Consider the following 15,159-nt stretch of genomic DNA (forward strand, 5'->3'; position numbering starts at 1 on the left):
CACTGTGGCTGTCCCGCATGTCAGAAAAGCCGGCATCGGTGCATGATGCGCCGATGCAATCGAGTCTTCTCCCCGATGAAGCGCCCGAGGCCGCCGTATTGGCGGCCTCGTCCGCCTTGCACGGTACTCCTGGGCACCGTGACGAGCTGCGCGGTTTCCTGACCGGCTCCCCGGGCGCTGCCGGTCCGCTCGACCTGGCGCCGGTGTGGGAGCGCTTCTTCAATGCCAACGGAACCGCCGGCTGGCTGGATCTGGCCGCACGCCTCGCCCGCGTGCAGCGCCGCGTGCGCGAGGACGGCGCGACCTACAACGTCTACGCCGAAGGCGGCGACAGCGCGCGTTCGTGGCCGCTGGAGCTGCTGCCGCTGCTGATCACCCCGCAGGAATGGACCCGCATCGAGGCAGGCGTGAAGCAGCGTGCGCGGCTGCTGGACGCCGTGCTGTCGGACATCTATGGCGAACAGGACCTGCTGCACGACGGCTTCCTGCCGCCCTCGCTGGTGCTGGCCCACCCGCAGTACCTGCGCCCGATGCACGGCGTGAAACCCGCCGGCGGGCGCTGGCTGCAGATGGTGGCCTTCGATCTGGCGCGCCGGCCCGACGGGCAGTGGCGCGTGGTCGGCCACCGCTCGCAGGCGCCGTCCGGTCTGGGCTACCTGCTGGAGAACCGGCTGATCATCGGCCAGCAGTTCCCCGAGGCCTTCCGCGAACTCAAGGTGCAGCGCGTGGCGTCGGCCTTCCGCGCGCTGATGGACGGGCTGTTGCGTGTCAGCCCAGGCGGCGAGCGCTCGCGCGTGGCCCTGCTGACACCGGGGCCGCGCAACGAGACCTACTTCGAGCATGTCTTCCTGGCGCGCTACCTCGGCGTGACGCTGGTGGAAGGCTCGGACCTGACGGTGCGCCACCAGAAGGTCTACCTCAAGACGCTGCACGGGCTGGAGCGTGTGCACGTGCTGCTGCGCCGGGTGGACGACGAGTGGCTCGATCCGCTGGAGCTGCGCGGTGACTCGGCGCTGGGCGTGCCCGGGCTGGTGCAGGCGGTGCGCGCGGGCGAGGTGGTCGTGGCGAATGCGCCAGGGGCGGGCGTGCTCGAAAGCCCGGGCCTGAGCGCGTTCTGGCCGGGCGTGGCCAGACGGGTGCTGGACGAGGAGCTGCTGCTGCCCGCCCACACCAGCTGGTGGTGCGGCGAGGCCAGCGTCTGGGCGGCCAACCGGCGCAAGCTGCGCGAGTTCGTGATCGTGCCGACCTTCTCGCCGAGCGCAGTGACCAAGAGTTTCGCGCCGGTGATGGCCAGCGAACTGGACGCGGAGGCGCTGCGCCAGTGGGAGGCCCGCATTGACGCTGATCCGGCCGCGCACACGCTCATGGCGCCGGCGCGGCCCTCCGAGCTGCCGGTGTGGCGGGCCGGGCGGCTGGAGCCGCGGCCAGTGGTCGTGCGGGTCTACGCCATGTCGGATGGCGAAGGTGGCTGGTGTGTCCTGCCGGGCGGGCTGACGCGCGTGGCCAACCGGCGCGATGCAGACGGTCAGGGCAGCGGCGGCACCGATGCCTACTTGTCCATGCAGTCGGGCTCGGCCAGTACCGACACCTGGGTGCTCACCGAAGGCAAGGTCGATGCGACCACCTTGCTGCCGCGGCCGCTGGAGCCCGCCGAGCTGGCGGACTGGCGGCGCGTCATCACCAGCCGCGCAGCGGAGAACCTGTTCTGGCTCGGCCGCTACACCGAGCGTGCGGAAAACTCCGTGCGGCTGGCGCGGCTGACGCTGGAGGCGCTGCCGGCCGGCAGCACCGGCGTGCTGCAGGTCATGCATGCGCTGCTGGTGCGGCACGGCATGATCCCCGCCGTGGTGCCGCTGCCGGCGCATCCGTCCGGGCAGGCTGCGCGGGTCTTCGAGCGCACCCTGATCCACGCCATGGGTGACCCGCGTGCCGGTGCCAGCATCGCCTTCAACCTGCAGGCCTTGCGCGGCTGTGCCGAGGCGCTGCGCGAGCGGCTGTCCACCGAACACTGGGGGCTGATCAAGCACCTGAGCGAGCTGTTCTCGCGCCAGCTCACCGCCATCGAGGCCCGCGAGGGGCACGAGCCACTCAGCGATGTGCTGGGTGTGCTCAACCAGGCTGCGCTGCATCTGGCGGCCATCACGGGCGCCCAGACCGACCGCATGACCCGCGACGACGGCTGGCGCCTGCTCAGCGTCGCGCGTCAGATCGAGCGGCTGGACATGCTGGCGAATGCGCTGGCCACGGGCATCAAGGCGGGCCTGGCCGACACGGACGACGGCTTCGCGCTGCTGCTCGGGCTGTTCGACTCCACCATCACCTACCGGGCGCAGTTCCAGGCCCGGCGCGAGGTGCCGCCGCTGCTGCACCTGGTGGTGCTGGACACCGACAACCCGCGTTCGCTCGCCTGGGTGGCCCGCACGCTGCGCGAGCGGCTGCGCAAGCTCTCGCGCCACGATCCGGTCTGGGCCGACCAGATCGTGCGCGTGCTGCCCCGTCCGGAAGACTGGTCGCTCGAAACCCTGAGCACCCGCGACGCCGACGGCCGCTACACCGCCTTGCTCGATGCGCTGCAGACCTGCTGCACCTCGGTGCTGGGCTTGTCCAACGAAATCAGCCGCCACCTGTTCTCGCATGTGGGGCCGGCAGACCGCACCGTATGGCAGTGATTCCTGTACCGGAGGACGCGGCGGTGACGCTGCGGGTTCTCCACGAAACCGCCTACGCCTACGACGCGCCGGTCGAGCTGGCCCACCACCTCGGGCACCTGCGTCCGCGTGCAACGCCCTTGCAGCGCGTGTGCGAGTGGCAACTGTCGGTCGCGCCGCAGCCGGATGTGGGAGATGACGACCCGGACGGGCCGGTCGACGGGTCGGATTGCCATGTGACGGTGTCGCCCGGCGTGCACCAGAGTGTCGATCCCTGGGGCAACCACCGGGCGAGCTTCTCGCATTCCCGGGTGCACGACCGGCTGGTGGTGGTGTCGAGCTTCGTGGTCGAGGTCGATCCGCTGCCGACGCTGCACCCCGGGGCCAGCCCGCCCTGGGAGGCCGTGGCCGAGCGCCTGCGCTACCGGCCCGGCGCGGGGTTCGATGAAGCCGTGGAGTTCACGCTCGGTTCGGCCTATGCCCCGCGCGAGGCCTCGCTGGCGCGGTTCGCGACGCGGGTGTTCCGGCCGGGCACGCCGCTGCTGGCAGGGGCGCTGGCGATGATGCACCTGATCTTCCGGTATTTCGCCTACAAGCCGCTGGCCACCTCGGTCAACACGCGGGCCCCGGAGGCGCTGGCCCAGCGCCAGGGCGTCTGCCAGGACTTCGCGCACGTGATGATCGGTGCCATGCGCTCGATCGGACTCGCCGCCCGCTACGTCAGCGGCTACCTGCTGACCCGTCCGCCGCCCGGACAGCCGCGCCTGATCGGGGCCGATGCCTCGCACGCCTGGGTCTCGGTCTGGTGCCCGGTGCATGGCTGGGTGGCGCTGGATCCGACCAATGCCGTGCCAGCCGGCACCGACCACGTCACGCTGGCCTGGGGGCGCGACTATGCCGACGTTGCACCATTGCGGGGCGTGATCCGGGGTGGCGGGCGTGCAGTGCCGCGGGTGGCGGTGACGGTGGAGCCGCTGGAGACGGTGTTCGACTCCGACTGAGCCCTGGGGATTTGGCGTGACGGTTTGGCCCGCGTCTTGCAAGATGCGGACGTGAAGTATCAGATCCGTCACCGCACCCATTACCGCTACACCCAGCCCCTGCACAGCGCCACCCAGACGCTGTGCCTGACGCCGCGCCACACCGACACCCAGATCGTCCACCACTGGCAGCTCGCGTCGGCCACACCGCTGCAGGCCCAGACCGATGCCTGGGGCAACCAAAGCCATGTGCTGACGGCAGGCGCCGGGGCGCGGATGCTCCAGTGCGAGGCCACCGGGATGGTCGAGGCGCTGGGCGAATCGCTGCAGACCGATCCGCTGGGACCGGATCCGCGGCTCTACCTCATGCCATCGACGCTGGCACGTGCCGACGAGGCGCTGCGCCGCAGCGCGCTGGTGGCTGTGCGCGGCGTGGACGGCAGTCGGGCGCAGGCGCAGGCGCTGGCTGCGCTCGTGGCGGAGCGGGTGCGCTACCAGCCGGGGTGCACCAATGCGAACACCACCGCGGCCGAGGCCTGGCTTGGCGGGGCGGGGGTCTGTCAGGACCAGGCCCACGTGCTGGTCGCCGCCTGCCGGGCCGTGGGCCTGCCGGCGCGTTATGTCAGCGGCTATTTCCATGCACCAGGCTCGCCGGAACTCGCCAGCCACGCCTGGGCGCAGGTCTGCCTGGACCCGACGGCGCGGCGCTGGCTCGGTCTGGACGTGACCCATGGCTGCGTGGTGGACGAGCGCCACGTGCAGATCGCCGTCGGGCCGGACTATGCGGCCTGCGCACCGGTGCGCGGCGTGCGCAGTGGCGGGGGCAGCGAGCGGCTGACGGTGTCGGTCGAGGTCGCGCTCCTGGCTTGATTCCGAACAGCTACAGTTTTTCTGGCCATACGTCGATATGGATGCACCGGTGAACTTCACCGTTCCAACGACGCTGCCACTGCCATGATCAAAACCCTGCAACGTTTTCAGCGACTGCTGGGGTCGCGCTCCGAGGCGACCACCGACACGCAAGTGCTCGACGAGTGGGCTGATACCCGCGGGCACCGGCTCAAGCGGGTCCGCCATGGCGACGGGCGTGTGGTCGAGTTCGAATGGGAGGGCCGCCGCGGTCGGCTCGAATGGGGTCCGAGCAAGCGCGCGTACATCCCGCAGTGGGAACTGCGCGTGTGCATCGAGGCGGGCTTGCCGCAGCATCTGGAGATGCTGCTGATGTCGCGCTCACTGGCGCAGCGCCTGGATTCGCAGGCCTACCAGACGCTCGTGCAGGACCACCAGACCGGCATCGACGCGACGTTGCCGGAAGAGGTGCGCTGGCTGTCGATGCTGGAGCGCGTGCCGGTGCCGTCGACCGTGGCCGGCTACGTGATGCTGTCGTCTTCGCCGCCCCATGCCCAGCGCTGGCTGGACGGCGACTTGCTGAGCCGCGTCAGCCGCGCAGCCCACAACTGGCTCGGCAACGACGCACCGCTGGTGCTGATGACGCTGCGCGGACGGATCTACCTGCGCACCGAAGCCATGGTGCCGGAGCAGGCCATGCTGGACGGCGCATGCCATCTGGCCGAAGCGGCGGCCGCCTCGGCGCGGCAACTGATGACCAAGGCGTCTGCAGTCTCGACCCGCGGACCATCTGCCGGTCGACTGGTCCACGTGTCCCCGCTGGACGAGCCCTCGGTGATGGAGATCCCGATGGACTCGGACATGATGGCGCTGGGCATGCCATCCCGGATCGGGCCGCACACCGACATCGCCTTCTGATTCAGACCGACCGGGCGCCCGCCTTCAGGGCGTGTTTCCACGCCAGTTCCGCCATCGGCCGTGCCCCGGCACCGGCCTGCCGCGCCTGCGCGCTGGACGCGGTGCCGTCCACCACCCGCCGCGCGATGCCTTGCAGGATCGCGGCGATGCGGAACATGTTGTAGGCGAGGTAGTAGTCCCAGTCGGGCATCAGCGCTTCAGAGGTCAGCCCTCCGCTGCGCCCTTCGTTGACCCGCGCCAGATAGCGCTGCACATACTCCGCCTCGGACGGAATCCCCAGCGGCGCCAGATCCACGCCGCCGATGCCCCGGAAGGTGCCCGGCGGGATGTGCCAGGCCATGCAGTGGTAGCTGAAATCGGCGATCGGGTGGCCGAGCGTCGACAGCTCCCAGTCCAGCACCGCCAGCACCCGTGGCTCCGTCGGGTGGAACATCAGGTTGTCGAGCCGGTAGTCGCCGTGGGCGATCGCGACCTGCGTGTCGTCGCGGGCATAGGCCGGCAGGTGCGCGGGCAGCCAGTCGATCAGCCGGTCCATCTCGGGGATCGGGTCGGTGACCGAGGCGAGGTACTGCTTGCTCCAGCGTGCGGTCTGGCGCTCGAAGTAGCTGCCCGGGCGGCCGTAGTCGCCCAGCCCGATGGCGACTGGATCGACCCGGTGCAGCGCGGCCATGACGCGGTTCATCTCGTCGTAGATGGCGCTGCGTTCCTCGCGCGCCATGTCCGGCAGCGTCTGGTCCCACAGCACGCGGCCGGCGACATGCTCCATCACGTAGAAGGCCCGGCCGATGACGCTTTCGTCCTCGCACAGCAGGTGCATCCGGGCCACCGGCACGTCGGTCGCGGCCAGCGCGTTCATCACGCGGAACTCGCGCTCGATGGCGTGCGCGGACGGCAGCAGCTTCGCCGCCGGCCCCGGCTTGGCGCGCATCACGTACAGGGCGCCGGGTGTTTCGAGCTGGTAGGTCGGGTTCGACTGTCCGCCCTTGAACTGGCGGACGCTCAGCGGCCCGGCGAAGCCCGGCAGGCGCTCGGCCAGCCAGCGCTCCAGGGCGGCGACGTCGAAGGCTTGCCCGTCGGCGACCGGGCGGGTGCCGGACTGGGCGGCGGCGTGGGTGTCCATGTCAGCGTGCTCCTGGGAAGGGATGCAGTGGGTGGCTTCAGCGTTCCGAGATCGCCAGCAGCTTGTCGCGCGAGAGCACGACCAGCCGCGTCGGCTCGACCCGCACCGCGCCTTCGCGCTCGAAGCCTTTGAGTTCCTGGTTGACGCGCTGCCGGGAGGCACCGACGAGCTGGGCCAGATCTTCCTGCGCGAGCTGGAGTCCGATGCGGGTCTCCTCGCCGTGCGGCACACCGTAGGCGCGGGCCAGCGTCAGCACCTGCTTGGCGAGCCGGGCGGCCAGTGGCTTGGTGTTGAGGTCTTCGAAGGACGCGAACATCAGCCGCATGCGCCGGCAGTTCAGCCGCAGCAGCGCCTCGGCCAGCTCGGCGTGGCGCGACAGCAGGTCGAAGAAGTCGTGTTTGCGCACGATCAGCAGCGTGGTCGGGCCGTGGGTGGTGGCGTCGTGGGTGCGCGGCAGGCCGTCGAAGAGGGCGATGTCGCCGAACCAGGTGCCCGGCTCGACATAGGTCAGCGTGATCTGCTTGCCCGACATCGACACCGAACTCACCCGCACGGCGCCGCTGGCCACGCCCACCCAGTCCACGGGTGGTGCGCCGCGCGTGGCGACCTGCACGCCGTCCGGGTAGCGGCGGATGATGGTGCGGTTCAGGATGTCCTGGCGCAGCGCGGGCGAGAGCTTGGCGTACCAGGAGCCGGACTCGATGTTCTGGCGTTCTTCAGGGGTCAGGACGGGCGTCGTCATGCGGGCAGGGTTCCAGTTCTCAGGTGCTCAGGTGTTCACGTGCGCAGGTACTGCGCGAGCAGCTTTTCCATCGTCGTCTGGCGCTCGCGGTGGTGGAGCCACTGCGAGGGGGACAGGTTCATCGCGCGCACGACCGCGTGGTCGGCGCCGATGTCGAGCACGTTGATGCAGGCCGGTGCCTGCTCGATCCGGCCGAAGAAGGCGCGTGTGCCGGCCAGCGCGCTCGACAGCAAGGCCCGGTTCACGCCGCCGTGCAGCACCAGCAGCGCGCAGTCCCAGTCGTCGCGCGCCAGGAAGCGTGTCCAGGCGGGCAGGCAGCGGTCGAGCAGTTCGCCCACGCTCTCGCCACCCAGGAAGCGGTGCTGCTCCACGGCCTCGCGCGTGGCACCGCCTTCGAAGGCGCCGAGGAAGGCGTCGCGCACCTGGTCCCGCGGCAGATCGGACAGACGGCCGGGGCGGATTTCCTGCAGCGCGGGGTCGGTCTCGATCGTGGTGGTCGAACGCGCCGCGGCGAGTGCACGCTGCGCAGTCTCCACCGTGCGCGGCAGGCCGCTGACCAGCACGCGGTCGAAGGTGACCGCCGATGCGGCGAACAGCGCGCCCGCGGCATCGGCCTGCGCACGGCCGGTGGCGTTGAGCGGCACGGTGTCGGGTGGGACCGGGGTGCCGTCGTCGAGGAAGTAGTCGACGGAGCCGTGGCGCATCAGGTAGAGGCGTCGGCGCGGGAGCGGGGTCTGCGTCATGTCGGGTCGGGGTCCGGGTCCGTGGTCGGTCAGCGGAACTGTGGCGCGCGCTTCTCGCGCCACGCGGCCAGGCCTTCGCCGCCGTTGTCGTGGTTGATGTTGGCGATGAAGGCGTCGCGTTCGCGGTCGAGGTGGGTGGCCAGCGGCAGGGCGGCGGCGTCTGCCGAGAGCCGCTTGACCGAGGCGATCACGTTCGGTGCGAAATGCGCCAGGGATGCGGCCAGCGCCAGGGCTTCATCGAGTGCCTGTCCGGGGTCGGTCAGGCGATTGACCAGCCCCGCGCGGTGGAGGTCCGCCGCGCTGCGCACCTGCGCCAGCCACAGCCACTCCAGCGCCTGCTGGCGCGGCAACAACTGCATCAGCGCCTGCACCGCGCCGCCGTCCGGCGAGGCGCCGATGCGGCCGTAGGCCAGGCCGAAGCGGGCGGTGGTCGAGGCGACGAGCAGGTCACAGGCCAGCGCCAGCGAGCAGCCGGCCCCCGCTGCCGCACCCTCGACCGCGGCGATCACCGGCAGCGGATGCGCCCGCATCGCGGCGATCCAGCCGTGCAGTGCGTCCACGCGGGCCGCCTGCACTTCGGGCTGGCCACGCACGGCGGCGAGCTGGTTCAGGTTGCCGCCGCCGCTGAAGTGGCCGTCCGCGCCGGTCAGCACGATGGCGCGCAGCGTCGGGTCGCGGGCGGCGTCGTCCAGTGCCGCGATCGCGGCCGCGTAAATGGCCGGCGACAGGGCATTGCGGGACGCGGGGTCGCGCAGCGTCAGCACCAGGGTGCTGTCGTGGCGGGAGATTTGCAGTTCGGCGGGCAGGGTCGTGGACATCGCCGAAGATTCTGGCATGGAAAAAAGAACGATCGTTCGTTCTTTTCGTCGCAAACGGTTGCGCCGTGGTCGGTGTTTTCCCTCGGTTCAGCCGAGGCGTGCACGCAGCCGTTCCAGCGCCATCTGCAGCGTTTCATCCCGTTTGGCGAAGCACAGCCGGGCGATCTGCTGGTCGCGCCCGTCCGGGTAGAAGGCCGACAGCGGGATCGCCGCCACGCCCACCTCGCGCGTGAGCCACTCGCAGAACGCGGCTTCGCCGAGGCTGGCGATCTCCGGGGCGAGGCCGCTGTAGTCCACGCTCTGGAAGTAGGTGCCTTCGCAGGGCAGCAGCCGCAGCCCCGTCCCGGCCAGTCCGGCGCGGAACAGGTCGCGCTTGCGCTGGTAGAAGGCGCCAAGCTCCAGGTAGGGCGCCGGATCGGCCATGTAGGCGGCCAGCGCGTGCTGCATCGGCGTGTTGACCGTGAAGACGTTGAACTGGTGGACCTTGCGGAACTCGGCCATCAGCGGCGCGGGTGCGGCGACGAAGCCGACCTTCCAGCCGGTGACGTGGTAGGTCTTGCCGAAGCTGGAGATGAGCACGCTGCGGGCGGCGAGTTCGGGGTGGCTGGCGACGCTGAGGTGGGCGGCGCCGTCGTAGACCATGTGCTCGTAGACCTCGTCGGACAGCAGCAGGATCTCGGTCGGCCGGAGCAGGTCGGCGAGCTGCTGCTGCTCGGCGGCGGTCCAGACGGTGCCGGTCGGGTTGTGCGGGGTGTTGACCAGGATCGCGCGGGTCTTCGGCGTGATCGCGGCGGTGATGGCGGCGAAGTCGGGGCGGAAGGTGCCGGCCGTCAGCGGCACATGCACGGGGGTGGCGCCGGCCAGCACGATGCTCGGCTCGTAGCTGTCGTAGCACGGGTCCAGCACGATGACCTCGTCGCCCGGGTGCACGAGCGCCAGGACGGCGGTGATGATGGCCTGCGTGGCGCCCGCTGTGACTGTGACCTCGGTGGCGGGGTCGTAGCGGTGGCCGTAGAGCGCCTCGACCTTGGCGGCGATGGCCTCGCGCAGCGCAGGGATGCCGGTCATCGGCGGGTACTGGTTGTGGCCGGCGTCCAGCGCGTCCTTGACCGCCTGCATCAGGCGCGGGTCGCCGTCGAAGTCCGGGAAGCCCTGGCCGAGGTTGACCGCGCCGCACTGAGTCGCGAGGGCTGACATCACGGTGAAGATGGTCGTTCCGACTTGCGGCAGGCGGCTGGTGACGGCGGGGGTGCGGGCGGTGGCGGTCATTGGGGTGGCTCGCGTGGGTGCCCGCTTGCGCGGGCATGACGGTGGGGGTGGGTCAGAGTCCGTCGCTGGCGGGTCGGTCGGCGGCGAGGCCGAGCATGGCGCGCTCGATCAGCGGGCGGGTGAGCTGGTCGGAGAGCAGCTCGGCAAAGGTGTAGACGAAGTTGCGCAGGTAGGCGCCGCGCTTGAAGGCGATGCGCGCCACGTTCGGCCCGAACAGGTGCCCGACCGGACGGGCGATCAGGTCACCGCCCGGCGCGCACAGCGGGTCGTCCGCCACCGCCATCTCGGCGACGATGCCCACGCCCAGCCCGAGCCGCACGTAGGTCTTGATCACGTCCGAGTCGATGGCCTCCAGCACGAAGTTCGGCTTCAGCTGGCGCTGCTCGAAGGCGGCGTCGATCTTGGACCGCCCGGTGAAGGACGGGTGGTAGCTGATCAGCGGCTCGGCGGCGATCTGCTCCAGCGTCAGCCGCTCGACACGCGCCAGCGGGTGCGCCGCCGGCACGACCACGACATGGCGCCACTCGTAGCAGGGCAGCGTGACCAGATCGTCGTACTGCGTCAGGCGCTCGGTGGCCATGCCGATCTCGGCCGAGTCGTCGAGGATCATCTGCGCGACCTGCTCGGGCGTGCCCTGGTGCAGGCTGACCGCGACCTTGGGGTAGCGGGTGCGCAAGGCGGCCACGGGGGTCGGCAGCACGTAGCGGGCCTGGGTGTGGGTCGCGGCGATGGAGAGCGTGCCGGCCTCCTGGCGCGAGTAGTCCTCGCCGATGCGCCGCAGGTTGGCGACCTCGCGCATGATGATCTCGATCGAGGTCAGCACCTGGCGGCCCGGCTCGGTGACGCGGCGCAGGCGCTTGCCGTGGCGGGCGAAGATGTCCACGCCCAGCTCTTCCTCCAGCTCCAGGATGGCCTTGGAGATGCCCGGCTGCGAGGTGTGCAGGGCCTTGGCGGTCTCGGTGAGGTTGAGGTTGCGGCGCGCCGCCTCCTGCACGAAGCGGAACTGGTGCAGGTTCATGCCGGCAGCAGCGTCAGCGCCGCGCGGGCGATGGCCAGCGTCACGGCGTCCAGCTCGCCGATCGCAGCCGTCGTGGCGATCTCCACGCCGGGGAAGTGCGCACGGGCGCTGTCGAGCAGCAGCGGCAGGTCGCGCCGGACATGGCCGCCCGCGCCGAGGAACAGCGGCACCACCGTGACGGCGGTGCAGCCCTGCGCGGCCAGCTCGGCCACGCCGGCTTCGAGGTTGGGCGTCATCAGCTCCAGGAAGGCGAGGGCGACGGGGCGCCCGCCGGATTCCTGGCGCATGTGCGCGGCGATCGTGTGGAAGGGGGTGGCCCAGGCAGGGTCGCGGGCGCCGTGGGCGAAGAGGAGGATGCCGTGCATGGGGAGGGTTCCTGGTTCAGCGGTAGCGCACCAGCCAGCTGAAGGCGCCGAGCGACATCAGCAGGTACAGCACGCTGGGGAGACTGGCCGCCAGCCACGGCGTCCATTGGTGGAGCAGCCCGAGGTGGCCGGTGACGTTGTTGAGCAGCACGAAGCTGATGCCCAGCAGGATGCCGCCGAACACCTTGAGCGAGAGGCCGCCGGAGCGGGCGTGCAGGTAGGCGAAGGGCAGCGCCAGTGCCATCATCACGAGGCAGGCCAGCGGGTAGAGCGCCTTCTTCCAGAACTTGATCTCGTAGCGCTGGGCGGACTGGTCGTTCTCGGCCAGGTGGGTCATGTAGGTGTAGAGCGCCATGGTGGACATGGTGTGCAGCGGCAGCACCGCCGAGGCCACCACCTGCCGCGTCAGGCCGGATGGCCAGCGCAGGTGGTCGAGCGTCTGGTCCGGTGCAAGCGAGGGCGTGCTGTCGGCGGACCACTGCGAGATGCGCACGTCGTCGAGCTGCCAGACGCCATCGGTGCCGATGGTGGCGCGTGCGGCGGTGGTGCGGGTACGCAGCTCGCCCTTGGGGCCGAACTCGAAGATCCGGACCTTCTCGACCGCGCCGTTGTCGCGGGCGATGCCCACGTTGAGGGTGTAGCGGTGCTCGCCGTCTTCGGCCATCCGGCTGTCGCGCAGCCAGACGCCGCCGCGCTCGGTGTCGAGGCGGCCCTTGCGGATCGATTCCAGCACCGTCGCCTGCGTGTCGCACCAGGGCGCCACGAAGTCGCCGACGAGGAAGGTGACGGCGGCCATCGCCAGGCCCAGCTGGGCCAGCAGCTTCAGTGCCAGACCGGGGCCGAGTCCGCCGGTGCGCAGGATGGTGAACTCGCTCGACTGCGCCAGCCGTGCCAGCGCATAGATGGCGCCGATCAGCACGCCGATGGGGGCCAGTTCGTAGACATGGCCCGGCACCTGCAGTGCGCAGACCAGCAGGGCCTGGGCGAGCGTGTAGCCCCCCTTGCCCACGTTGTCGAGCTCGCCGACCAGGTCGATGAACAGGAACAGGCCGAGGAAGGCGAGCATCACGAAACCGGTGGCGCCGAGGATCTCGCGGTAGAGGAGGCGGCGAATGGTGCGCATGAAGGGAGTCCGGGTCAGCGCATGCGCCAGCGCAGCAGGCCCAGCGCGCCCAGCAGCAGGCCGCCATGCAGGCCCGCGAGTGCCGTGGCCGCCCCGGACTTGCCGGTGCCGACCCAGGCCTGGCTGAGGTTGATCAGGTTGAAATACACGACAAAGCCCAGCAGCGCCACCAGCAGCACCCAGTTGTTGCCGCCCCGCGACCCGCCGGAGGCCAGCCCGATGCCCCACAGCAGCAGGTTGAACGCGGCCAGCACCATGCCGGCCCGCCAGACCAGTTCCCCCTGCGCCCGCAGGCTGGGCGCACGGAGCAGGTCGAGCGTGTCGAGCGCCTTGGGCGGGCGCTCCTGCAACTGCGCCATCGCCTTCTCGCCGATGCGCACCTCGTACTGGTCGAAGCGCGAGATCGTGCGTGTGCCGCCAGTGATGTCCAGGTCGGTGCGGGCGCCGTTGTTCAGCACCAGCCGGCGGCCGCCTTCGCCGCCTGGTTCGATCCGGCCGGCTTGTGCGGTGGTCACCGACTCGCGGCCCTCGCGCTGGTCGAGGATGAAGATGTGGTGGCCGGTGGCGCTGTCACCGGTCTGCTTGTCGAGGAAGAACACCCGCTTGCCGTCACCCGAGGACTGGAACTGTCCTGGTGCCACCCGAGACAGGTCGGAGCGTTGCTCGTAGCGGGCGCGCAGGTCGACCGTGTTCCGGTTCGCCCAGGGCCACACCACCAGCATCAGCGCGGCGACCGCCACCAGCACGGGCGCCGAGAAGCGCAGCACCGGCTGCACGAAGCGCCCGAGCGACAACCCGCTGCTGAACCAGACGGCCATCTCGCTGTCCCGGTAGAGCCGCGTGAGCGTGGAGACCACCGCGATGAACAGCGACAGGCTCAGCATCGTCGGCAGATGCCCCAGCGCGGTGTAGCCCAGCAGCAGCACGACGTCCTGCGGCGAGACCTCTCCCCCGGCGGCCATGCCCAGGACACGGATCAGCATCATCGTCAGCACGATGGTCAGGATGACCACCAGGGTGCCGCCGAAGCTGCGGGACAACTCTTTGCGCAGGGTGGAATCGAATAACATCTGAAAGTCTAGGAGCAGCGCGGAATTATGGACGTTCAAACACTCACGGCGGCAACGCAGGATTATTCGAAGCTGGTCACCGATGCACTGGTGGTCATCGTGCCCCCCGAGACGGACGCCTGGCGTCTGCCGGCGGCGGTGCGCAAGCTGGTCGACGACGCGGTCGCGCAGGGCGATCTGGCGCTCAAGGCCGGACGCACCCTCTACATCCACCGGCCCTCCGGCCTGAAGGCGCCGCGTCTGGTCGTCGCCGTGGCGGCCGATGCCGGCGGCAAGGCCTGGCGCAAGGCGCTGGGCGCGGCCTTCGGGCTGCTGAAGGGCAGCGGCGCGGAGCGCGCGGCGCTGGTCTGGGCCGGTGCGGGCGAGCCGGATGCCGCGATGGCCGAAGCCGCCGTCTGTGTCGCTCAGGATGCCGTCTACGTCTACCGCCACACCAAGCCGAGCGCGGCCGAGGCGCCGAAGTGGGCGCGGCTGGACCTCGTCTGCGGCGAGGCGGCCCAGGCCGATGCCGACGCTGGCCTGGCCCGCGGCCGTGCCATCGCGGCCGGCAGCACGCTGGCCCGCGAAGTCGCCAACCGCCCGGGCAACCACTGCACGCCGTCGATGCTGGCCGACCATGCCCGTGCGCTGGGCAAGGAGCAGCACGGACTCAAGGTCGAGGTGCTGGACCGCAAGGACATCGAGAAGCTCGGCATGGGCGCCTTCCTCGCCGTCGCGCAGGGTTCCGAGGAGCCGCCGAAGTTCATCGTGCTGCGCTACCAGGGCGCCGGCAAGAAGGACGCGCCGACCGTGCTGGTCGGCAAGGGCATCACCTTCGACACCGGCGGCATCTCGATCAAGCCGTCGGCCGAGATGGACGAGATGAAGTTCGACATGGGCGGCGCCGCCAGCGTGCTGGGCACCTTCCGTGCGATCGCCGAACTCAAGCCGAAGATCAACGTGGTCGGCCTGATCCCGACCTGCGAGAACATGCCCGACGGCCGTGCCATCAAGCCGGGCGATGTGGTGACCTCGATGTCCGGCAAGACCATCGAGATCCTCAACACCGACGCGGAAGGGCGCCTGATCCTGTGCGACGCGCTGACCTACGCCGAGCGCTTCAAGCCGGCGGCCGTCATCGACATCGCCACGCTGACCGGCGCGATCATCATCGGTCTGGGCTTCCAGCACGCCGGCCTCTTCAGCCCGGACGACGCGCTGGCCGACGCACTGCTGCAGGCCGGGCGCACCTCGCACGACACCGCCTGGCGCATGCCGCTGGACGAGGAGTACGACGAGGGCCTGAAGAGCCACTTCGCCGACATTCCCAACATCGGTGCCCGTGCGGGTGGCGCGATCACGGCAGCGAAGTTCCTGCAGCGTTTCACGGGGCAGTACCGCTGGGCGCATCTGGATGTCGCCGGTGTGGCGTTCCGTTCCGGTGCCGCGAAGGGGGGCACGGGCCGGCCTGTGCCGCTGCTGACGCACTACCTCCTGGGTCAGGCAGGCTGATCGGT

Annotated in this window: 14 protein-coding genes; 5 read left to right on the plus strand and 9 right to left on the minus strand. The window is 70.5% G+C overall.

Annotated elements, in window-relative coordinates; translation table 11 throughout:
* The first annotated feature begins 17 nt into the window (after nucleotides 1-17).
* The 4 genes from BDD16_RS17450 (at nucleotide 18) to BDD16_RS17465 (ending at nucleotide 5,395) form a co-directional block, all read left to right on the plus strand.
* Nucleotides 18-2,669 carry a circularly permuted type 2 ATP-grasp protein gene (locus tag BDD16_RS17450; RefSeq protein WP_179635107.1) on the plus strand — a complete coding sequence of 884 codons (2,652 nt, stop codon included), beginning with the start codon at nucleotides 18-20 and terminating at the stop codon, nucleotides 2,667-2,669.
* Nucleotides 2,660-3,649 carry a transglutaminase family protein gene (locus BDD16_RS17455; RefSeq protein WP_179635108.1) on the plus strand — a complete coding sequence of 330 codons (990 nt, stop codon included), beginning with the start codon at nucleotides 2,660-2,662 and terminating at the stop codon, nucleotides 3,647-3,649. The genes BDD16_RS17450 and BDD16_RS17455 overlap by 10 nt, the downstream gene beginning before the upstream one ends.
* 51 nt (nucleotides 3,650-3,700) lie before the next feature.
* The gene (locus BDD16_RS17460; protein ID WP_179635109.1) at nucleotides 3,701-4,498 is read left to right on the plus strand and encodes a transglutaminase family protein; all 798 of its coding nucleotides are present in this window, start codon (nucleotides 3,701-3,703) and stop codon (nucleotides 4,496-4,498) included.
* 84 nt (nucleotides 4,499-4,582) lie between these two features.
* A complete protein-coding gene (locus BDD16_RS17465; protein ID WP_179635110.1) occupies nucleotides 4,583-5,395 on the plus strand; it encodes a hypothetical protein in 813 nt (270 codons plus the stop codon).
* 1 nt (nucleotide 5,396) lies between these two features.
* Here the strand turns inward: BDD16_RS17465 and BDD16_RS17470 are convergent, their stop codons facing one another.
* From BDD16_RS17470 to lptF, 9 genes are all read right to left on the minus strand, one after another.
* Complete coding sequence (locus BDD16_RS17470; RefSeq protein ID WP_179635111.1) at nucleotides 5,397-6,515, minus strand: phosphotransferase; 1,119 nt, start codon at nucleotides 6,513-6,515, stop codon at nucleotides 5,397-5,399.
* 37 nt (nucleotides 6,516-6,552) lie between these two features.
* Nucleotides 6,553-7,257, minus strand: a complete 705-nt coding sequence (locus BDD16_RS17475; protein ID WP_179635112.1) for a Crp/Fnr family transcriptional regulator — start codon at nucleotides 7,255-7,257, stop codon at nucleotides 6,553-6,555.
* 35 nt (nucleotides 7,258-7,292) lie between these two features.
* Nucleotides 7,293-8,000, minus strand: a complete 708-nt coding sequence (locus BDD16_RS17480) for a histidine phosphatase family protein (protein ID WP_179635113.1) — start codon at nucleotides 7,998-8,000, stop codon at nucleotides 7,293-7,295.
* Nucleotides 8,001-8,029: 29 nt separating this feature from the next.
* Complete coding sequence (locus BDD16_RS17485) at nucleotides 8,030-8,818, minus strand: oxepin-CoA hydrolase, alternative type (RefSeq protein WP_375139082.1); 789 nt, start codon at nucleotides 8,816-8,818, stop codon at nucleotides 8,030-8,032.
* Between the two features lie 87 nt (nucleotides 8,819-8,905).
* Nucleotides 8,906-10,087 carry a pyridoxal phosphate-dependent aminotransferase gene (locus BDD16_RS17490; RefSeq protein WP_179635114.1) on the minus strand — a complete coding sequence of 394 codons (1,182 nt, stop codon included), beginning with the start codon at nucleotides 10,085-10,087 and terminating at the stop codon, nucleotides 8,906-8,908.
* Between the two features lie 52 nt (nucleotides 10,088-10,139).
* Nucleotides 10,140-11,105 (minus strand): CysB family HTH-type transcriptional regulator, encoded by a 966-nt coding sequence (locus tag BDD16_RS17495; protein ID WP_179635115.1) that lies wholly within the window; start codon nucleotides 11,103-11,105, stop codon nucleotides 10,140-10,142.
* The gene (locus BDD16_RS17500) at nucleotides 11,102-11,470 is read right to left on the minus strand and encodes a sirohydrochlorin chelatase (protein ID WP_179635116.1); all 369 of its coding nucleotides are present in this window, start codon (nucleotides 11,468-11,470) and stop codon (nucleotides 11,102-11,104) included. The genes BDD16_RS17495 and BDD16_RS17500 overlap by 4 nt, the downstream gene beginning before the upstream one ends.
* A 16-nt stretch (nucleotides 11,471-11,486) precedes the next feature.
* Nucleotides 11,487-12,593 carry an LPS export ABC transporter permease LptG gene (gene lptG, locus BDD16_RS17505; protein WP_179635117.1) on the minus strand — a complete coding sequence of 369 codons (1,107 nt, stop codon included), beginning with the start codon at nucleotides 12,591-12,593 and terminating at the stop codon, nucleotides 11,487-11,489.
* Between the two features lie 14 nt (nucleotides 12,594-12,607).
* A complete protein-coding gene (gene lptF, locus BDD16_RS17510; RefSeq protein ID WP_179635118.1) occupies nucleotides 12,608-13,663 on the minus strand; it encodes an LPS export ABC transporter permease LptF in 1,056 nt (351 codons plus the stop codon).
* A 27-nt stretch (nucleotides 13,664-13,690) separates the two neighbouring features.
* On the opposite strand from lptF, the gene BDD16_RS17515 reads away from it, so the two are divergent.
* Nucleotides 13,691-15,154: a leucyl aminopeptidase gene (locus BDD16_RS17515; RefSeq protein ID WP_179635119.1), complete on the plus strand. Its 1,464-nt coding sequence runs from the start codon at nucleotides 13,691-13,693 to the stop codon at nucleotides 15,152-15,154.
* Nucleotides 15,155-15,159: the final 5 nt, after the last annotated feature.

Source organism: Sphaerotilus montanus, from assembly GCF_013410775.1.
GTDB classification, from domain to species: domain Bacteria; phylum Pseudomonadota; class Gammaproteobacteria; order Burkholderiales; family Burkholderiaceae_C; genus Sphaerotilus; species Sphaerotilus montanus.